The sequence below is a fragment of the Achromobacter sp. KK8 genome (assembly GCF_054188005.1).
The window spans coordinates 5,154,488-5,173,155 of sequence record NZ_CM135178.1; the positions used below are offsets into that span (position 1 = coordinate 5,154,488).

The 18,668-nt window shown below is 68.9% G+C and carries 18 protein-coding genes; 5 read left to right on the forward strand and 13 right to left on the reverse strand.

The annotated features are described in order from the left end of the window. Positions 1-7 precede the first annotated feature (7 nt). Entirely contained in the window at positions 8-1,042 is a 1,035-nt protein-coding gene (locus ACVN9Z_RS23820; RefSeq protein ID WP_049050936.1) for a helix-turn-helix transcriptional regulator, read from the reverse strand. A gap of 382 nt (positions 1,043-1,424) precedes the next feature. Between ACVN9Z_RS23820 and ACVN9Z_RS23825 the strand changes: the two genes are divergently transcribed. Beyond that, complete coding sequence (locus ACVN9Z_RS23825) at positions 1,425-1,916, forward strand: GNAT family N-acetyltransferase (RefSeq protein WP_026382883.1); 492 nt, start codon at positions 1,425-1,427, stop codon at positions 1,914-1,916. Between the two features lie 38 nt (positions 1,917-1,954). Here ACVN9Z_RS23825 and ACVN9Z_RS23830 read toward each other — a convergent pair whose 3' ends face one another. Next, on the reverse strand, positions 1,955-2,932 hold the full coding sequence (locus ACVN9Z_RS23830) for a Bug family tripartite tricarboxylate transporter substrate binding protein (protein WP_024069177.1): 978 nt from the start codon (positions 2,930-2,932) through the stop codon (positions 1,955-1,957). Positions 2,933-2,981: 49 nt separating this feature from the next. Continuing rightward, positions 2,982-4,502 (reverse strand): argininosuccinate lyase, encoded by a 1,521-nt coding sequence (gene argH, locus ACVN9Z_RS23835; protein WP_104413007.1) that lies wholly within the window; start codon positions 4,500-4,502, stop codon positions 2,982-2,984. Between the two features lie 109 nt (positions 4,503-4,611). On the opposite strand from argH, the gene ACVN9Z_RS23840 reads away from it, so the two are divergent. Further along, on the forward strand, positions 4,612-5,511 hold the full coding sequence (locus tag ACVN9Z_RS23840) for a LysR substrate-binding domain-containing protein (protein ID WP_070781416.1): 900 nt from the start codon (positions 4,612-4,614) through the stop codon (positions 5,509-5,511). A 14-nt stretch (positions 5,512-5,525) separates the two neighbouring features. On the opposite strand, the gene ACVN9Z_RS23845 is transcribed toward ACVN9Z_RS23840, so the two are convergent. Then, complete coding sequence (locus ACVN9Z_RS23845) at positions 5,526-6,653, reverse strand: MFS transporter (RefSeq protein WP_223203347.1); 1,128 nt, start codon at positions 6,651-6,653, stop codon at positions 5,526-5,528. Between the two features lie 209 nt (positions 6,654-6,862). On the opposite strand from ACVN9Z_RS23845, the gene ACVN9Z_RS23850 reads away from it, so the two are divergent. After that, positions 6,863-7,843, forward strand: a complete 981-nt coding sequence (locus ACVN9Z_RS23850) for a LysR family transcriptional regulator (protein WP_049052541.1) — start codon at positions 6,863-6,865, stop codon at positions 7,841-7,843. Positions 7,844-7,877: 34 nt separating this feature from the next. Here ACVN9Z_RS23850 and ACVN9Z_RS23855 read toward each other — a convergent pair whose 3' ends face one another. From ACVN9Z_RS23855 to ACVN9Z_RS23880, 6 genes are all read right to left on the reverse strand, one after another. After that, positions 7,878-8,288: a MerR family transcriptional regulator gene (locus tag ACVN9Z_RS23855; RefSeq protein WP_049052543.1), complete on the reverse strand. Its 411-nt coding sequence runs from the start codon at positions 8,286-8,288 to the stop codon at positions 7,878-7,880. Positions 8,289-8,386: 98 nt separating this feature from the next. Continuing rightward, the gene (locus ACVN9Z_RS23860; RefSeq protein WP_448685112.1) at positions 8,387-9,154 is read right to left on the reverse strand and encodes a cobalt ABC transporter substrate-binding protein; all 768 of its coding nucleotides are present in this window, start codon (positions 9,152-9,154) and stop codon (positions 8,387-8,389) included. 471 nt (positions 9,155-9,625) lie between these two features. After that, positions 9,626-10,966: an ATP-binding protein gene (locus ACVN9Z_RS23865; RefSeq protein WP_070541975.1), complete on the reverse strand. Its 1,341-nt coding sequence runs from the start codon at positions 10,964-10,966 to the stop codon at positions 9,626-9,628. Positions 10,967-11,102: 136 nt separating this feature from the next. After that, entirely contained in the window at positions 11,103-11,618 is a 516-nt protein-coding gene (locus ACVN9Z_RS23870) for a PaaI family thioesterase (protein WP_006387115.1), read from the reverse strand. A 165-nt stretch (positions 11,619-11,783) separates the two neighbouring features. Then, the gene (locus ACVN9Z_RS23875) at positions 11,784-12,518 is read right to left on the reverse strand and encodes a siderophore-interacting protein (protein WP_053497882.1); all 735 of its coding nucleotides are present in this window, start codon (positions 12,516-12,518) and stop codon (positions 11,784-11,786) included. Continuing rightward, positions 12,515-13,219: an O-methyltransferase gene (locus ACVN9Z_RS23880; RefSeq protein WP_172999476.1), complete on the reverse strand. Its 705-nt coding sequence runs from the start codon at positions 13,217-13,219 to the stop codon at positions 12,515-12,517. Before ACVN9Z_RS23880 ends, ACVN9Z_RS23875 begins: the two co-directional genes overlap by 4 nt. Before the next feature lie 144 nt (positions 13,220-13,363). Here ACVN9Z_RS23880 and ACVN9Z_RS23885 point away from each other — a divergent pair, with 144 nt between their 5' ends. Beyond that, on the forward strand, positions 13,364-14,197 hold the full coding sequence (locus ACVN9Z_RS23885; RefSeq protein WP_327762726.1) for an AraC family transcriptional regulator: 834 nt from the start codon (positions 13,364-13,366) through the stop codon (positions 14,195-14,197). Positions 14,198-14,392: 195 nt separating this feature from the next. Here the strand turns inward: ACVN9Z_RS23885 and ACVN9Z_RS23890 are convergent, their stop codons facing one another. Continuing rightward, complete coding sequence (locus tag ACVN9Z_RS23890) at positions 14,393-15,256, reverse strand: SDR family oxidoreductase (RefSeq protein ID WP_327762724.1); 864 nt, start codon at positions 15,254-15,256, stop codon at positions 14,393-14,395. Positions 15,257-15,424: 168 nt separating this feature from the next. On the opposite strand from ACVN9Z_RS23890, the gene ACVN9Z_RS23895 reads away from it, so the two are divergent. After that, the gene (locus ACVN9Z_RS23895; protein ID WP_198918221.1) at positions 15,425-16,363 is read left to right on the forward strand and encodes an AraC family transcriptional regulator; all 939 of its coding nucleotides are present in this window, start codon (positions 15,425-15,427) and stop codon (positions 16,361-16,363) included. A 4-nt stretch (positions 16,364-16,367) separates the two neighbouring features. Here ACVN9Z_RS23895 and ACVN9Z_RS23900 read toward each other — a convergent pair whose 3' ends face one another. Continuing rightward, positions 16,368-17,576: a hypothetical protein gene (locus ACVN9Z_RS23900; RefSeq protein ID WP_458212718.1), complete on the reverse strand. Its 1,209-nt coding sequence runs from the start codon at positions 17,574-17,576 to the stop codon at positions 16,368-16,370. A gap of 76 nt (positions 17,577-17,652) precedes the next feature. Further along, positions 17,653-18,666, reverse strand: a complete 1,014-nt coding sequence (locus ACVN9Z_RS23905; RefSeq protein ID WP_458212719.1) for a hypothetical protein — start codon at positions 18,664-18,666, stop codon at positions 17,653-17,655. Positions 18,667-18,668 lie beyond the last annotated feature (2 nt).

Consider the following 18,668-nt stretch of genomic DNA (forward strand, 5'->3'; position numbering starts at 1 on the left):
GCCGCGGCTAGGCGCGCGGGACGGCCCGCCCGGGCCAGCGCCATGACTGTTCGCGGAATTCCTGCGGCGGCATGTCGTAGGCGCGGCGGAACGCGCGGGCAAAGTCCGATGCGCTGCCGAACCCCAGCCCATAGGCGATTTCCATCACCGTCAGGTGCGGGTAGCGCGCCAGTTCCTCGGCGGCCAGGCGCAGGCGCAGCTGGCGGATGTAAGCCCCCAGCCCGCCTTCGTGCTGGAACAGGCGGTACACCGTGGGACGCGGCAGGCGCAGCGCCTGGATCACCGATTCCGGCGTCAGCCCGGCCTGGTGCAGATTGGCCTGCACGTAGCGCCGGACCTCCGCGACCATGGCCGCCCGCCCCGCCGCGCGCGCATTGCCAGCCAGGCGCGCGTCCTTGCCGAAGGCGGCCAACAGCAGCCGCACGCAGGTGATGATGTCGGCCTGCGCTTGCCGCGCGTCCAGGCCGCGCATCGTTTGGCCCAGCGCCGCCACCTGGCCGATCGCCAGCGGCAGCAGCGGCATGCCATCGTGCAGCGTGCGGCCGTGGATCGCCTGCGGATCGGGAAACACCTCCTGCACCAATTCCGCCGGCACGAAAAAGGTCAGCATGCGACAGGCGTGGCGCCACAGCCGCACCGGCTGGCCCAGGTCCACCGCCAGCACCCGCGCCGCGCCGCGCGCATCCGGCGGGCGCGGCGCGTTGCGCAGCGTCACGTCGTCCACCCCGCCTTCCAGGAACACATGGAAGGCGAAGTCGCGGATGTTGTCGCGTGAAATGCGCACCAGCGAACGTTCCAGCCGCAGGGCGTCGGAACGGCAATCGGTGAACATCAGCCGGCCGATGCGATAGCGATCGATGGACGCGTTGAAAGGCTGGCGCAGCGCGTCGCGGTCGGGCAGCACGTCGACCACGTGCCCGACCTGGTCGCGCCATGCCAGCAGGCGGCGTTCGGGGGCCTGCGCCGCCACATCGAAATGATGGTGGGCGATGGCGGGAGGCATGCGCGGCGGCTGGCCGGCCGGATAAGCACTTGGGTTCATGCTTGCATGGGTGCCGCGCGGATGGCGCGGACGGGGCGCGTCAAGTATGACAAAAAGTAAATAACCGGCAGACCCCGGAAAACTGAGACGCGCGGTATAGCCACGAGACTAACAGTATCTAAGCTTGCCAGGAGATTCCGCAAGACGTACGCGGACTCGGGCCGAAGTACCGCAAGCAAGCGGGGCGCCGCGCCGGCCCGGCCGGCACGGCGCCGCACAGCGACTTTGCGCATTCCCCTTCGCGGGGAATGCGCATTTTTTTAACGCCGGGGGGCTCCCAGGACGCCCGTTCGGTCCGGCGCGGCCTCCGGGAATACCCGTGTGGCGCGCGCGGAACAGCTACCATACCGGCTTCGCTGTCATCCCCCGCTGTCGTTCCGCCATGCCTTCCCTGACTTTCCGTTCCCCCACCCTGGCCGACACCGATCGCTGCTTCGCGATCGAAAGCACCGCCTACGAAGGCGACGAGGCCGCCACCCACGCCAAGATCGCCACCCGCATCGCCGAGTATCCGCAGGGCTTCCTGCTGCTGGAGGAGGATGGCGCCATCGTCGGCTTCATCAACAGCGGCTGCGCCCACGACGTGGTCATGTCGGACGAGGCCTTCAAGGAATTGGTCGGCCATGACCCGGCCGCGCCCAACGTGGTGATCATGTCGGTGGTGGTCGATCCGGCGCACCAGGGCAAGGGCCATGCCGCGCGCTTGATGCACCGCTTCATCGACGACTGCCGCCGCCAGGGCAAGCAGACCATCCACCTGATGTGCAAGGAACGCCACGTCGAGCTGTACCGCAAGCTCGGCTACCGCTACGTGCGGCCGTCGCCGTCCGACCATGGCGGCATGGCCTGGCACGAAATGGTGATGACGCTGTAGCGGCCGGGGCGGCGCCCGCTCCCTTGGCCGCCCAAGCCTCAATCCAGCTGGATCCTGGCGCTGTCGATGATCTGCTTCCAGCGCCGGGTTTCCTCGGCCGACAACCTGGCCAGGTCTTCGCTGGTGCCCGGATACGGCACCGCGCCCTGCTCGGCCAGCTGCCCCACCAGCGTTTTGTCGTTGGCGATGGCCAGTATCGTGTCCTGCAACTTGCGCAGCACCTGCGGATCGGTGCCTGCCGGCGCCATCACCCCGTACCAGGACTCCACCACCGCGTCCTTGACCCCGGCCTCGGCCAGGGTCGGGATATCGGCGATGGCATCGCTGCGCTTGTCGCTGGCCACCGCCAGCACCCGCACCTGCCCCGACTTCACGTACGGCAGCACATTGGGCAGGTTGGCGAACAGCACCTGCACCTGTCCCGACAGCAGGTCCGACGTGGCCGGCCCGGCGCCGCGATACGGCACGTGCTCGAAGCGCGCGCCCGAGCGGAACATGAACAGCTCGCCGGTCAGGTGGTTGACCGAACCGATGCCGGCGGACGCCATGTTCAGCTTGCCGGGATTGGCCTTGCCATAGGCCACCAGCTCGGCCACGGTCCTGGCCGGCGCGTCCCTGGACACCGCCAGCACATTGGGCACCGTCGAGAACAGCGCCACCGGCGCGAAGTCCTTGTCGGCGTTGTACGGCAGGTTCTTCGATATCAGCGGCAGGATCGACTGCTGCCCCATCGTCGCCAGCAGCAGCGTGTAGCCGTCCGGCGCCGCCTTGGCCACGAAGTTGGCGCCAATGCTGCCGCCGCCCCCGGGCTTGTTCTCGACGATCACCGTCTGCCCCAGCGCCTCGGACATGCGGTTGGCCAGCAGGCGCCCCATCAGGTTGACGGTGCCGCCCGGCGCGAACGGCACCACCATCGTGATCGGCTTGCCTGGATAGTCCTGCGCGGCCTGCGCGCCCGGGCTGGCAAACAGGGCCGCGGCCAGCGCCACGGCGAATTTCGGCATTGCCTTGAACATATCGGTATTCCCCTTGGTTTGATTTATACGGCGTGATGGGCGCGGCGTCTCAGGCGGCCGCGCCGGTTTCGGTATCGACCAGGGCCGCCACGCGGCGCTGCAGCGCGGCGTGCGCCGCGGCGCTACGCTGGCGCGCGGCGTCGATGGCGGCCTGGCGCAGGTCCAGCAGGGTCTGCTGCTCCCGCAGATGCGTGCGCACCGATTGCGGCGCCGGCCCGCCGAGCGACAGGCGCGCGGCCACGTTGCGCACCGGATCGAGGCAGGCGGCGACGTCGTCGGCCGCCAGCGCCACCGGCCGGCCCAGTTGTTCCCGCGCCGCGGCCGAGATCATCGGCGGCGTGATGGCGCGCGCCGGCAGCCCCTGCTCCAGGGCCTGCCGCACCACCGCGCCGATGACGTGGTGCGCGTCGCGGAACGACATGCCGGCCTTGCGCACCAGCAGGTCCGCCAGATCGGTCACGGTCGAGAAATCGTCCGCCGCGCGCGCCGCCATGCGCGCGCGGTCCGGCTCGACCTGCTCCACCAGCAGCTGCATCAGTTCCAGCGCCTTGAGCGCCTCCTCGCACGCTTCCCAGCAGGTACGGGTGCTTTCGCGGCTGCTGTCGCCCGAGTGGGTGAAATGCGTGGACTTGACCGTGGACAGCGCCGCGCCGGTCAGGCCGATCAGGTGCCCGGTCTTGCCGCGCAGGTATTCCAGCACCGCCGGGTTCTTCTTCTGCGGCATGATGCTAGAGGTGCTGGCGATGCTGTCCGGAAACGACAGGTAGCCGAACTCGGGCGTGGACCAGATATAGAAATCCTGCACCATGCGGCTGCAGGTGACCATCATGATCGACAGCGTCGCGCTCAGCTCCAGCGCGAAGTCGCGCGACGCCACCCCGTCCAGCGCATTGGCCAGCGGCGCGCTGAAACCGAGCATGGCGCTGGTGGCGGCGCGGTCGATCGGAAACGACGTGCCCGCCAGCGCGCAGGCCCCCAGCGGCGAGGCGTCCGCCGTTTCCAGCGCGTGCGCCAGCCGGCCGATATCGCGCGACCAGGCATCGACCAGCGCCGACAGGTAATAGCCGTAGGTGATGGGCTGCGCCGCCTGCATGTGGGTGTAGCCCGGCATGACCCAGTCGGCATAGCGTTCGGCCCGGGCCAGCGCGGCGCGCGCCACGCCGATCAGCGCCGCGCCGATGCGGGCGGCGAAATCGCGCGCCCGCATGCGGTCGATGGTGGCGCCGATGTCATTGCGGCTGCGCGCGGTGTGCAGGCGGCCGCCCAGTTCCTGGCCAACGGCCTTGATCAGGTGCGCCTCGTAGTTGAAATACGCTTCCTCGCGCGCCGGGTCCAGTTCCACCGCGTGCGGACCGTCGGCCTGCATCTTGAGCAGCGCCCGCGCCAGGCGCAGCGCGGCGTCGTGATCGAGGATGCCCTGCTCGCGCAGCATCAACAGGTGCGCCAGGTTGACCTGGGTGAGCATCTCGAAGTTGGCGAAGAACTCGCGGTTCAATCGCGGCAGGAAAATATGCTGGAGCACCTCTTTGGCCAGGGGTTGCTTGAGGCGGGCGCTGACTTTGGATTCCATATCGGTCCGGGGGATGCAAGGGCTGAAAACCGTAGTCTCCCGCCGGGCCAATTCATACGTCAAATCAGATATTTACGACTTATCATACAAAACTGATATGATTTGAATCATGAATTTCAAGCAAGTCGAAGCCTTCCGCGCGGTCATGATGACGCGCTCCATGACCACCGCGGCCGGACTGCTGCACACCTCGCAGCCGAACGTCAGCCGCTGGATCGCGCTGCTGGAAAAAGCGCTGGGCTTCGTGTTGTTCCAACGGGTCGGCACCCGCATCATTCCCACGCCCGAGGCCGAGGCTTTCTACGCCGACGTCGAACGCGCCTTCATCGGCCTGGAATCGCTCAACGACAGCGCCAGCTCCATCCGCCGCCGCGGCACCGGCCTGTTGCGGGTTGGCGCGGTGGGCTCCATCACGCAGTGCGTGCTGCCGGACGCCATCGTGCTGTTCCGCCAGAAGTTCTCGGACATCCCCGTGGTGGTCAACACCGGGGGCTCCGACGTGGTCGCCAAATGGCTGGCCACCGGCGTCTGCGACATCGGCTTCTGCTCGCTGCATACCGACCTGCCCGGCCTGCGCTACGAGCGCATCAACACCGCCCATGGCGTGGGTATCGTGCCGCGCGGCCACAGGCTGGCAGGCAAGAGGCGATTGGCGCCCGCGGACTTTCGCGACGAGAACTTCATCTCGCTGCCCGCCGGCAGTTTCAACCGCGCCGCCATCGACCGTCACTTTCCCGACGACACCCGCGTGCTGTCGATCGAAACGCCCTACGCCACGACCATCTGCGGCATGGTCGCCAAGGGCCTGGGCGTTTCCATCGTCAACCCCGTGGTGCCGCGCGCGCTGGGCATCGCCAACCTGCGCGAAATCCGCTTTTCGGAAAAGGTCGAATTCCACAGCTACGCCGTCACCTCCGACCATTTCCCCGTCAACACGCTGGCGCGGCGCATGGCCGACTGCGTGCGCGACACCTTCGCCGCGCTGGGTCGGCCGGCCACGACGGCCTGACACGGCCGGCGGCGTCAGGCCGCGCGCCGCCGGCCCGCCACGAATCCATGGTGGCGCGCTCGCCAGGCCACGGCCAGCGCGACCGCCAGCAACACCACGATGGTGCGCGGCAAGGCTGGCGCCCCGGCCGTCTCCAGCACCACGCCGCCGATCGCGCCACCGGCGGCGAACGCCAGATTGAACACAGTCACCAACATCGATTGCGCCACGTCGGCCCCGTCGCCCGCGGCGTCCGCCAGGGCGGTCTGCAGCAGCGTCGGCGCGCCGCCGAAGCTCAGCCCCCACAATGCAATGGCGGCAAACACCGCGCCCGTCGACGTTGCGCCGTGCCCCAGGGCCAGCGCCACCAGCGCAAACAGCGCCAGGCTGGCCAGCACCAGCGGACGCAGTCCGCGATCGACCAGCATGCCGGTCATCCAGATGCCGCCCAATGACGCCACCCCGAACACCAGCAAGACCGCATCGACCCGCGCCGCCAGTCCGAACGCGGCCATCAGCGGCGCGATATAGGTGTACAGCGTGTAGTGCGCCAGGATCCACGCCAGGATCACGGCCAGCACCGGCCGCACGCCCGGCGTGCGCCATACCTGGCGCATCGGCGTCCGCCGCGCCGCCGCCTGGCCGGGATAGTCGGGCACGCGCCGCGCCACCCACAACATCAGCGCCAGGCTCATCCCCGACAACACGCCAAAGACCGCGCGCCATCCCGCCAGGGCGCCGAGCCAGGCGCTCAATGGCACGCCCAGCGCCAGCGCCAGGGGAATCCCCACCATCGCCACCGCCATCGCGCGCCCCTGCAAGGCCGGCGCCACCATGCGCCGCGCATAGCCCGCCAGCAGGCTCCACGCCAGCCCCGTCGCAATGCCCGCCATGAAGCGCGCGCCCAGTGTCAGCGCGTAGTACGGCGACCACGCGGTAATGGCGTTGCACAGCAGGAACCCGCCCACCGCCAGCAGCAAGGCGGCGCGCCGCCGCCAGCCGCGCATGGCGATGGTCAGCGGAATCGCCGCCAGGCCCGAACCCAGCGCGCACAGGGTCGCCAACTGCCCCGCCCAGCCCTGCGACACGCCGAAGTCGCGCGCCATCTGCGGCAACAGGCCGGCGGGCACGCTTTCGTTGGCGGTCGCGATGAAGCTGCACATCGTCAGGGCCAACAGGCCCGCCAGCGGCAACCGCGCGGTAGTGGGGGTGGCTGTGGCGGGGTTGGCGGTGCTGCCTTCCAACGCCGCCGATCCGGACATCTCGCTCATGAGTCGCGCTCCTTGCATATGAAAGACGCGACAGTCTGGAGCTAACCATCAAACTTGATAATTAGCCTAGAATTTGAATGATCTTCAAATCTGGATTTCAAATGGCGACCGACAGGTTGGGCGACATGCGACTTTTCGTGGAAACGGCGGCGGCAGGCAGCCTGTCGGCGGCCGGCCGCAAGCTGGGGCTGTCGGCCGCGGCGGCCAGCGCGCGGCTGATCAAGCTGGAATCCGCGCTGCGCGCCAGGCTGTTTCACCGCAGCACCCGGCAGTTGCGCCTGACCGAGGAAGGCCGTGTCTACCTGGCGCATTGCGAGATCGCGCTACGCGCCATCGACGATGCCGAGGCCGCGCTGCAGGCGGGCCAGCAGGCCGTGCGCGGCAAGCTGCGGATTTCGGCGTCGGCCGACTTCGGCCGCAACCTGCTGAAAGACTGGCTGGAAGAATTCAGCGCGGCGCACCCTGACCTGAAGATCGCGCTGACGCTGTCGGACTCGCTGTCGAACCTGCTGCACGACGACATCGACCTGGCGATCCGCTTTGGACGGCCGCAGGATGGCGCCCTGGTCGCGCGCCATCTCGCCCCCAACTGGCGAGTGCTGTGCGCCTCGCCCGACTACATCGCCCGGCGTGGCGCGCCGCGCACGCCCGAAGACCTGGCGCGGCACGATTTCATCGTGCTGGTCACCGCCGCCGGTCCGCTCAACCAGTTCCATTTCATCAAGAACGAAACCGCGGCCAGCTTCACCGTGCCGCTGGAGCGCGCGTGGGAAACCAACGACGGCGCGCTGGCGCGCCAATGGGCCATCGCCGGCCATGGCATTGCGCGCAAGACCATCTGGGATGCCGCCGACGACCTGCGCGCCGGGCGCCTGAAGGTGCTGCTGCCCGACTATCGGGTAAGCGAGGATGGCGTGCATGCCGTATTCCACGGCACCCGCTACATGGCGCCGCGGGTGCGGCGGTTGCTGGACTTCCTGGTGGCGCGCTTCGCCGATGCCGGCGCGGCGTTGACGCGCGATTTCGATATCGAGGCGGGCCGGCCGCGCCAGCCGCCGGACGTCGCCGGTCCCGTGGCCTAGGCCTGCGCGCGCTGAAAGCGCCTCGCACAGCGCACTAGTCCAGCTTGCTCAGCACGCGCGACAGCACGCGCCGGGCGTCGGACAGGTTGTCGGCATCTCCGGGCCTGGATTCGACATCCCGCATCAAGCCCATCAGTTGGGCCTTGCTACGGGCCAGCCGCGCCTCCAGCGATTCGATCTCGCCCACCTTGCGCCGCAGGGCGGCCAGCAGCGCGTCATGATTCCAGTCGTCGCCCGTGGCCGGCAGCAGCACGCGGATCTCGTCCAGGCTGAAACCGACCTGCTGCGCGGTCGTGATCAGTTCCAGCGCCAGCATCGCCTCGGGAGAAAACGTGCGGTAGCCATTGGGCCGGCGGGCCACCGTCTGCAGCAGGCCCGCGCTTTCATAGAAGCGGATACGCGACGGGGTCAGTCCGGTACGCTTGGCCAGTTCCCCGATATTCATGTCCTTGTCCTTCTCGATAACGATCAATGGGATCGCGGCGGGCGACCGCCGCGATACGGTCCGGGCCGCGCCTGGCGGCGCCGGACCGACGGCCGCTCCTACTTGGCGGCCGCGGATGCCGGGGCAGCCGCGGGCAACTTGTTGGGCGGCCTGACCGGGCCGGCCGGCAGCGGCGTGACGCCATCAGGCTTGACGAAGGTCAGGGTCGCCACGTAGCCGACGGCATCGTAAGGCTCGGGCCCGCTGGCGCCCTGCCGTTCGCCCGGCGTCTTGTCGATATGCATGGCGCGCAGGACGTATTGCGCCTTCCACGGCAGGTCGAAACGCGCCTTGCCTTGCGCATCGGTGTAGGCCGCCTTTTCCCAACCGGAATCCACCATCGCGACCAGCTTGGCCTTGGGCAGGGGCTGGCCTTTCAGCACCACCTGGAATTCGCCGGCCTGGCCGGTGGGCACGATGTCCAGCGTCAGCTTGGGCGCCACCGCGGCGGACGGGTTGGCGACATAGCGCGCGCCCATGTGGAACCAGGCATTGATCGATTCACCGCCATGCTTGAACTTGCGCAGCGTGTCCATGGGGCTTTCCAGCACCAGGCTCTCGTTGCCGCTGGCCTTGCCCGACAGCGCGAAGCCATCGGCGGTCTTGGTGACCGTCAACGGCGATTCGCCCTTGGCCGAGACCAGGCTCGCCGACATCTTGCCGAAGCCATCCAGGTAGCCGGGCGAGGCCTCGCGCAGGTTCTCGGCGAACTCGCCGAAACGCGCAATGGCGGACTTGCCGCCGGGCTGCTCGATCCAGACTTGATGGGCTTGCGCGGTGGCGGTCAGGCACAGGGCCGCGATCGCCAGGGATAGGGTCTTCTTCATGGAAAGCTCCGGAAAGTGAGGAACGGGGTTGAACAGCTCACCCGTCCCGCCTGCCCGCGGCTTGCCCGCAAATCGGCCCGAGGCGTCGGGACGATCGAAGATGTAGGCACCGAAGATGTTTGCGCCGAAGACGCTTGCACCGCAGACGTCCGCGCCCGTGCGGCCATGAATTCTGGCATTCGAAGGCTATCCACAAATAACAACGAGAATCGCCCTGATTATGTGGAACGACCCGGCGATGTCAAGAACACGCGGTGGACGGGCAACGACGGCCGATCCGCTCGCGCGGGCGGCCACGACACGCGGTTTTCATTGGGACGATGGCTGCGCGCGGGGCGCGCCTGACCCGCCCGGGACGCCTTGGAAGCGCGTCGCAAAATCGGACTGCGCGTCAGCGGTCCACGACCGTCATCAGGCCGCGCCAGCCCGCGCTTGAAGGCCTGGCGCCTCGTTCGCCGCAGCCGGCTTCGCTCACGCGTGGCAGGCCAGCGTCCGCACCGTGTCGCCCGCCCCCGCCGTGTCCGGCCACCTCAGGACGAAACGGGCGCCGCCCAGCGGGCTGTCGCACACACGGATGCTGCCCCCGTGGCTGGCCGCCACGCGCTGCACGATCGCCAGGCCCAAGCCGGCGCCGCCGGTGCCCCGGTCGCGGCTTTCGTCCAGCCGGATGAACGGTTCGAATACCCGCTCCCGGTCCGTGGGCGGGATGCCGGGGCCGTCGTCGTCGACGATCAACTCGAATCCGCCGTCACAGGTGGGCAACAGCGCCACCTCGACCCGCTCGCGCGCATAGCGCACGGCGTTCTGCACCAGGTTCGACAACGCCCGCGTCATGTTGCGCGGGTGCAGGCTCACGTGCGGCGGATGGCCATCGCGCACGCTGCAACGCACCTGCCGCGCCTCGGCCTGGTGCGCGATCTGGGCCAGCGCTTCGCCCAGCCAGTCGCGCGCATCCACCGTGTCCAGCTGGATGGCCTCTTCGTTGGGCCGCTCCAGGCGCGCATAGATCAGCAGTTCGCCCACCATGCTTTCCAGCTCGGCGATGTCGGCGCGCATGTCCTGGAAAGTCTGGCGGTGGCGGGAACGCAGCTTGCCGCGGTCGACGATGTCGATCTCGAACGACAGCCGCGCCAGCGGCGTGCGCAACTCGTGCGAGACCGCGTTGGTCAGGCTGCGCTGGTTGTCGATCAGCGCCGAAATGCGCTCGGCCATGTGGTTGAAACTCTCGCCGACGTGGCGGATGCCCGAGACCCGCGACAGGCGCACCCGCCTGCCGAGATCGCCCTGGCCCATGCCGAGCGCGGCATTGCGCAAGGTGTCCAGGTCGCGCCAGACCGGCAGCGCCCACAACAACAGGAACGCCGTCGCCATGATCAGGGTCAGCATGGTCCAGGCGCCCCACGTCATCAGCTTGTCCAGCATGCCGTCGCCCGGCAGGCGCAGTTCCAGCCATTGCCGCGGCGCGCCCGGCAGCGGGATCAGGTAGGTGTTGTATTCATCGCGCATGATGAAGCCGGCCTGCTCCATCTGCTGGCGTTCGCGCTCGTCCGGGCGCACCGCCTCCCAGGGCAACAGGCGCAGGTCGGCGCCATAATGCGGCAGCAGTTCCTCGCGCAGGAAGGCTTCGCGCGCCTGCGGCGCCACCGGATCCAGCTCTTTGTGCAAGGCATGCACCTGGCCGCGTATCGAGCGTTCCGCCAGATCGTCCAGCCTGGGCGAAAACAGCGTGACGAGTCCCTTGTCGACGACCTGGAAAGCCGCCGTCAGGCTGATGACGGCCACGACAAAGAGACGCAGGATGAATTTGAGCATGGCGTTGGACGGGGAGCGGGCACCGGCAGCTTACGCACAAAACCGGCGGCATTCCGCCGCGCTTTGTACGAGATATGTGAAAACAAGTGAAAAAGCGCCGGGGCCCACGGCGCCCCCGCCCGCCCTGCATCGCGCGTCAGCGGCGCGGGCGCAGTCGCTTGAAGGTCAGCGAGGCCTGGGCGCACAGGCGGGTTTCGCCGCGCTCCACCACGTATACCTGGGCGTCGAAAAACGCGATGCTCTTGCTGTGCGACACCACCTGCGCCACGCAACGGATCGTATCGCCCGCGGCGGGCAGCAGGAACGAAGTCTTGAATTCCAGCGTCGCCATATCGTCGCCCTCCTGGCCGGCGCCGCCGTCGATCAGCGTCAGCGCCGCATAGCCCGCCGTGGCATCCGCCACCATGGCGACGATGCCGCCCTGCACCGCGCCGCGGTGATGCAGCAGCGCGGGCACGATCCTGGCCGATGCCTGGCAGCGCCCGCGCGCCAGATCCTCCAGGCACAGGCCGACGTGGCGATAGGCCGGCTCGTCGGCGAACTGCCGGGCAAGCAGCCGCATCCGGTCCGGATGCAAGGCCGGCTGCGCCTCGGCCGGCGCCGGGCGCCCGTGCGAAAGCGACGCCGGATGGGCGTGGATGACCTCGATCATGGAAAAAGCCTCTTCGATCCTGATGGGAGATCGAGTATTGGCCATGCGTACGCGGGCGTCTTGAACGCTAGTGACATCGACACCGTCCACGTGCCGGCCCGCGCCGGCGCCGTGTCAGCCAGCCGCCTTCCCCCGCCCGGAGCGGGGCCCGGCATGCCGCGCCAGTCAGTCCAAGCCGCGCTTGCCGGGCGCCCAATAGGCCTTGGCCATGATGCGCGCGCCCGGCACGCCCTGCGCGGCCAAGGTCCGGCGCAGCCGCTGGATCGACGGCGCCCTGCCTGTCAGGATGTAGCCGCGGTCGGCGCCGGCAAGCACGGGCAGGCGGCGCGCGATCGCGTCCAATTGCCCGTCGTCGCCGCAACGTTCGAACAGTTCGACCGCCTCCAGCCCGAGCCGTCTCGACACCGCCCGCGCCTCGGCCAGCGCCGCCACTTCGAGCAGGCAATGCGGCGCGTCGGCGGCAAAGTGGCGGCTGATCGCGTATGCCAGGCCAAGCGAAGTCTCGTCGCCAAGCAGCACGCAACGTCCCTGCACGCGGCCCGGATCGAGCGAGGCGCGCGGACCGAAAACGTCGCATTCGTCGCCCGGCGTCACCTGCCGCGCCCATGCGCTGCCCGGTCCGCCGCCGTGGCAGCACACCAGCAGCCGCGTGCGCCCGGCCACCGCATCCCATTCGATCGGCGAATAGGTGCGGGCCACGAACGCCGAACCCATCGCGATCTGCACCTTCTGCCCCGGCCGCCACGACGCTTCACGAAACGCCGGGCTTTCCAGCGTGATCAAGCGAAAGCCCGGCGCCGGCGTCTCGGCCCGCGCCACCCGCGCGCGCGTCATGAATAGCCGGGTCAGCAGGCGGCTGACCCGGCCTGGCTCCGGCCTCGGATCGGTCATGGCGGTCATCCTGCATACACCGTGAATTCGTTGCCACGGCCCGGGTCGATCTCCAGCGGTTGCGACACGTATCCATTGGCCGGATCGCGCACGTAGTCGAGGTACTCGTTGTCGTGGTCCCACGCATTCTCGGCCAGGATCGGCGTACCCGGCTTCAAGCGCGGCTCGAGCAGCCTGAGCACCGGCAGATAGAGGCTGATCGCGCCGTCCAGCAACACCAGGTCGATCGGGCCGCCGACATCGGCCAGCGTCTCGCGGGCATCGCCGACGCGGATCTCGACCCCTTCCGCCAGCCCCGCCGCCAGCAGGTTGGCCCGCGCCCGCTCCGCCTTGGCCGGCTCCAGTTCGGTGCCGATCAATTGTCCGCCGCCCATGTCGCGCAGCGCCGCGGCCAGATGGATCGTCGACACGCCCATCGAGGTGCCGAACTCGACGATGCGCGTGGCGCGGCGACTGCGCGCGCATTGGTAGAGAAAGCGACCATAGGCCGCCGAAACGTTGAGGAAATTGCCGGCATAGCCGCGATACACGGCGCGCAGGTCGCGCCGCTCATCGGCCAGCGTACTGGCGATGGCTTGCGCGTACATCTGCCCGGCGTCCTCGTCCGGATTCGCGTCGAACTGATCCATCAGGCCCCGGTCGGCCTCGGCCGCCTCCTGGAAAAGGCGCTGCAGGGTCTGCGCGACGCGGTCGCTATCGAGTGCATTCATGAGTCGTCCTGTTGGGGTGCGGCGGCCCAGCGCCAGCCGTACCGTCATGGTAGGAAGCCTCGTATCTGGCAGCATTGGTAAACTACGCCATCAAATTCCATAATCCTGCCAACCTGCCGGCGCCCTCGGCTCCGGCGCCCCGCCATGCCCGTGCTGACCAACCTGGTCGATCCCGTCCAATGGTTCGACCCCGACCTCGTGCCGCGCCCGGTCGTGACCGTCGGCGCGGCCGGCATCGATCTGGCCGACCTGGACGAGCATGGCCTGGACCGGATCGAAAAAGACTTCCACCGCCACCGCAAGGGCCAGCTGCTGCTGTTGCTGCGCGGCGTGCTGACCTGCGAGATCGCCGGCAGCCTGTGGATCGTGCCGCCGCATAGCGCCCTGTGGGTGCCAGGCGACCTGCTGCACAAGATCACCGCGGCCGGCACGATCGAGGTCTACGTCGCCTTCATCGAACCGGCCGCCGCCTCGGCGCTGCCCGGCGCCTGCTGCGCCGTCACCGCCACCCCGCTGCTGCGCGAACTGGTGGTCCGCTCGGCCAGCCTGCCCTTGCTGTATCCGGACGACGGCCCCGCCGCGCATCTGGTTACCCTGCTGCTGGACGAACTGGCGGCCGCGCCGCTGGGCACGCTGCAACTGCCCATGCCCACCGACCGGCGCCTGCGCAAGATCGTCGACGCCCTCATGGCCGAACCGCGCGAACGCGGCACCATGCGAGGCTGGGCCCGGCGCGTCGGCCTGAGCGAACGCACGCTGGCGCGCCTGCTGATGCGGCAGACGGGCATGAGCTTCGGCCGCTGGCGCCAGCAGTTGCACCTGATGCTGGCCGTGAAATGGCTCAGCACCGGCATGTCGGTGCAACAGGTGGCCGACGACCTCGGCTATGAAAGCGCCGGCGGCTTCGTGACGATGTTCCGCAAGGCGCTGGGAACCTCGCCGGCCAGGTATATGGCGCAGCGGCGGCCGGCCGGCTGAAGTGAACGGAATGCAGCCCGCCTCCCCGCGGCACCATGCCGAACGGATTGGGCGTGCCGCCATCGGTCAGCGGAGCTGGCCTTGCTGCAGGCGTTCGGGGATATGCCGCTGTCGGAGATTGCCGACGAAGTCCTGTCGTCGGGCGCGGGCCCGAAATGAAGCCGGCGATGACGCCGCCGCGCCCTTGAGGCCGGGTCACGCGAAGTCCGTCGCCTCGCCCGCCTCGCGCCACGCCTCGATATCCCTGCGCACCTGCGCCAGCTTCTGCTGCGCGAAATCATGGGCGATCCGGCCCACGAACAGATGCAACGGCGGCTCGGCCATGCCGGCCACCCGCAAGATCAGCGCGGCCAGCCGTTCCGGGTCGCCCGCCTGCCTGCCGTTCATGTCGTCCCGATGCAGGTCCAGCGATGCCTGGGCCGCGGTGTAGTCGGCGATGCTGCGCCGGGCGATGGCCAGGCTGTTGTCGTTCAGGAAGTCCGTGCGCACCGGTCCCGGGTACACCACCGTGGCCTTGATGCCCACCTCCGCGCCCTCGGCGGCCAGGGTCTCGGTCAGGCCGGCCAGCGCGAACTTGGTCGCCACGTAGCTGCCCCAGCCCGCATAGCCGCCCTGGAATCCGGCGATGGACGCGATATTGAAGACATGCCCGCCGCGCTGCCTGCGCAGTTGCGGCAGCGCGTGGCGCAGCACGTGCAAGGGCGCGAACAGATTCACTTCGACATTGCGCCGCACCTCGTCGTCGTCCAGCGCCTCGAGCGTGCCCTGCTGGCCATAGCCGGCGTTGTTGACCACGCAGTCGATGCGGCCGAACGTGGCGATGGTGCGCTCGATCGCGGCCTGGACACTGGCCTCGGACACCAGGTCGACCTCCAGCGCCAACAGGCGCGGATTGTCCTGGCCCAGCGCCTGGCGCAGGCTGGCCAGCGTGCGCGACGTGGCCGCCACGTTGTCGCCGCGCGCCAGCAATTGGCGCGCCAGGGAAAGCCCGATGCCGCGCGCGGCGCCGGTGATGAACCACGTTTGATTGCGCTGAGTGTTGCGTTGAGTGTCTTGCATTCCTGTACTCCCGGTTTGGTCGGATGACAGGACAGATGCTAGGCGCGGGCGGGCGGAGCGGATAGGCACAGCGCTATTGGATCATTGCCTATTCCTACTCGAACGCCATATTCTTTGACGATTCAGGAGCAAAATGATGCCTAAGACTCTTACCCAAGCGATAGCGCAATGACGGCACCGCAAGCCCTCCATGACCAGATGACCGCCCTGCTCGACCGGCTCGCCCCGCACGAGGGCTACTCCCTGTCGCGCCTGGACGGCGTGCGCTTCATGCGCGCCAACCAGCCGCTCGGCCGCACGCCGGTGCTGTACGAACCCAGCATCGTCATCGTGTGCCAGGGCAGCAAGCGCGGCTACCTGGCCGACAAGGTCTATCGTTACGACGCGCAGCATTACCTGGTGCTGTCCGTGCCGCTGCCCTTCTCCACCGAGACCGACGCCACGCCCGAGGAACCCCTGCTGGCGATCCAGTTGCGGCTCGATCCGACCACCCTGGCCGAGCTGGTGCTGTCGCTTGACGGCCACGACGGGCCGGCCGCGCCCGCCCCCACCGGCATCACGTCCACCCCGCTCGATCCCACGCTGGCCGATGCCACCTTGCGACTGCTGCGGGCGCTGGCCTCGCCGCTCGAAGCCAGGGTGCTCGGGCCGGCAATCGTGCGGGAGCTGTGCTTTCGCGTGCTGGTGGGCGAACAAGGCGGCGCAATCCGCGCCGCGCTGGCCAGCCAGGGCAACTTCGGCCGCATCTCGCGCGCGCTGCGCCGCATCCACGATGACTACAGCCAGCCCATGGAAGTGGCGACCCTGGCGCGCGAGGCCGGCCTGAGCGCGCCCGCCTTCCACGCGCACTTCAAGACCATCGCCGGCACATCGCCCATCCAGTACATCAAGTCCATCCGGCTGCACCAGGCGCGCCTGCTGATGATCCGCGACAACCTCACCGCCGCCGCGGCCTCGACGCGCGTGGGCTACGAAAGCGCGTCGCAGTTCAACCGCGAATTCAAGCGCCTGTTCGGCCGCAGCCCGGGCGAGGAAGCGCGCCAGATGAAGGCGATGTTCGCGCTATTGCCCGCGGCGCAACTGGAAGGCGTGGCGGCGACGCACTGAGCGGTCAGTAATCCCGCGCCTCGTCAAACCAGCGCTGCGCCTGCGCTTCGGTCACGCCCAGCTCGACCACCCGCGCCAGCTGGCTGAACTGCCACACGGCTTCGCCGATGTCCTCGCGCTCGGCGGTCTCGATGCCCTTCATGCCGTTGAAATGGCGCGCGAACACCTCGATGGCGGCTCGCGCCGCATCGACCGTGGCCGCCCCTTCAAGCGCCTGGCGGGCGGCGTCGTACGCGGTATTGGCCGCTTTCGCCATGCGGCCGCGCCAGGCGGAAAAAGGTCGGCCATACTCGCTTTGCCACCAATCCGGCTTGCGCAGCTTGCTGACCGAGCTATAGCCGGCCCACGGCCGCAGCTTCTCCCGCGCCTTCATCTGCGCCTTCAGCCGCTTGCCTCCGGCGTCATCGATGTTGAAGCCGATGAACCGTTCCAGCGACGGCCAGGTGGCCAGCGCCGGCAGGCCTTCCAGGTCGGGAGTATGGCGGATCTCCAGGCTCTTCAGGCCGGGCAGCCGGGCCAGCGCGTCCCAATCGATGAAAGCGCCCCATAGCGAAAGATGCTCCAGCGCGGCAAAGCGCTCGATCCCCCGCAGCGAAATCGCCTGCGCCACCGGCTCGCCATACAGCGCCAGGGTCGACACGCCCTGCAGCGCGCCCAGGTCGGGCAAGGCATACGGCGCCAGGCCGGGCCGCCGCCCCAACGCGGGATGCAGCGACAGCAGGTCCGGCAGCGCGCCCGACACGGTAATCCGCGCCAGATCGCCATGCAGGCCCAGGCGCGTGTCCCTGGGCAACACGATATCCAGGTGGCCCGATACCGCCGCCAGGCGGATCTGGAACATCTGGATCCTGGCCGGGCGCGCGTCGATCCGGCGCGCATCGGCAAACGCCGGCGCCCAGGAGAACTGCTCGATCGCGCGTTGCGCCGACCAGCCCACAAAACCGCTGTCATTGCCGTGGTAATCGATATGGCGCGGCCAGGGCGAGCCGGCGGGCGTGGCGAACGGCTCGAACGCCGGCCAGTGGATCGCGTCGTCGGACGCCACATGCAGATCCGCCTTCGCGCCCATGCCGGCCGGCCCGATGATCAGGTTGCCGCGCCCCGGCTCCCTGACGAGCACGTGACTGCCCGGCCCGGTCAGGCCCAGCAGGTAGCGGCCATCCCCCGTCACCGAACCCGCGGGTTGGCCGGACACATCGATCGGTTGGGACACACAGCACTCCTCTTGGTGGTCAACGAAGGTGGGGGCTACGGACGCAGCCTCGTCGCGCGGCTCGCGCAACGCGCCGTCACAACGTCATCGGGGGCTGGTCTTCGATGCGGAAGGACAGCTCGCGCTGCCCCAGCAGGCCGGCGTCGACATACTCGAACTCAACCCGTTGGCCCGGCGCCGCGACCGGCCCGAGATGATAGACCCGATACATCACGCCGCCCACACGATAGTTCGGGATCAGCGACACCGTGGGCGAGTTCGGCGTGCGCTGGCGATACGTCACCGCCTCCTCGACCACGCCGCGCACGCCATGCTTGCAGTGCGCGCGCTTGAGCCGCAGGCTGCGCATGCCAAGCACCCATCCCAGCAGCACGAAAACCATCGCCAGCAGGATCAAGGGCAGGAAAAAGAAACTCGCGGCCAGCGGCGCCAGCGCGGCCACGAAAAAGAACTTGCGCACGCCCAGTTCCTCGCGGCGCGCGTTGGCTCGGTCGGCGTCGCTGATCTCCTCGACGGACGTCCAGGCCTGGCCGCTCATGGGATAGTCCACCCGCAGCAGCAGCCCCGGCGCATCCGGCATCAGCGTCAGCACGTGCAGGCGCACCGGCAGGTCCGTCAGCGCCACCGCGGCGTGCGGCCGGGCGCCGCTGCGGGTGTCGCCGGCGCCCTCGTTCCAGAACGGCACCGCCACTTCCACGCGCTGCTCGCCAAACGCATAGCTGACGCCCGGCCGCTCGGCCGGCCCGAAGCCCGTGAGGTGACCCGACAGGATCTGCTTGGGCACGCGCCCCCGGAGCGCGCGATCGATGCTGCGCCAGGCGCGCGGCAGTCGCAACAGCCGGCGTCCGAAGAAAAAAGCCGCCGCGCCCACCCCGGCGCCGATCAGCAGCAGCATCAGGCCATCGCCAGCGCGCAGCGAGCGCCAGTCGGACAATGCCAGCCCGAAGATCGTCAGCACCGTGCAGGCCAGCAGCAGGAACACGATCAGGCCGAATACGGCGGCCAGCCCCTTGCCGCGGCTGCATCGGCGCAGCAGCGCAAGGTCATCATCGGTCAGCGGGGCTTGCTCGATCCGCAGGGTATCGCCCATGC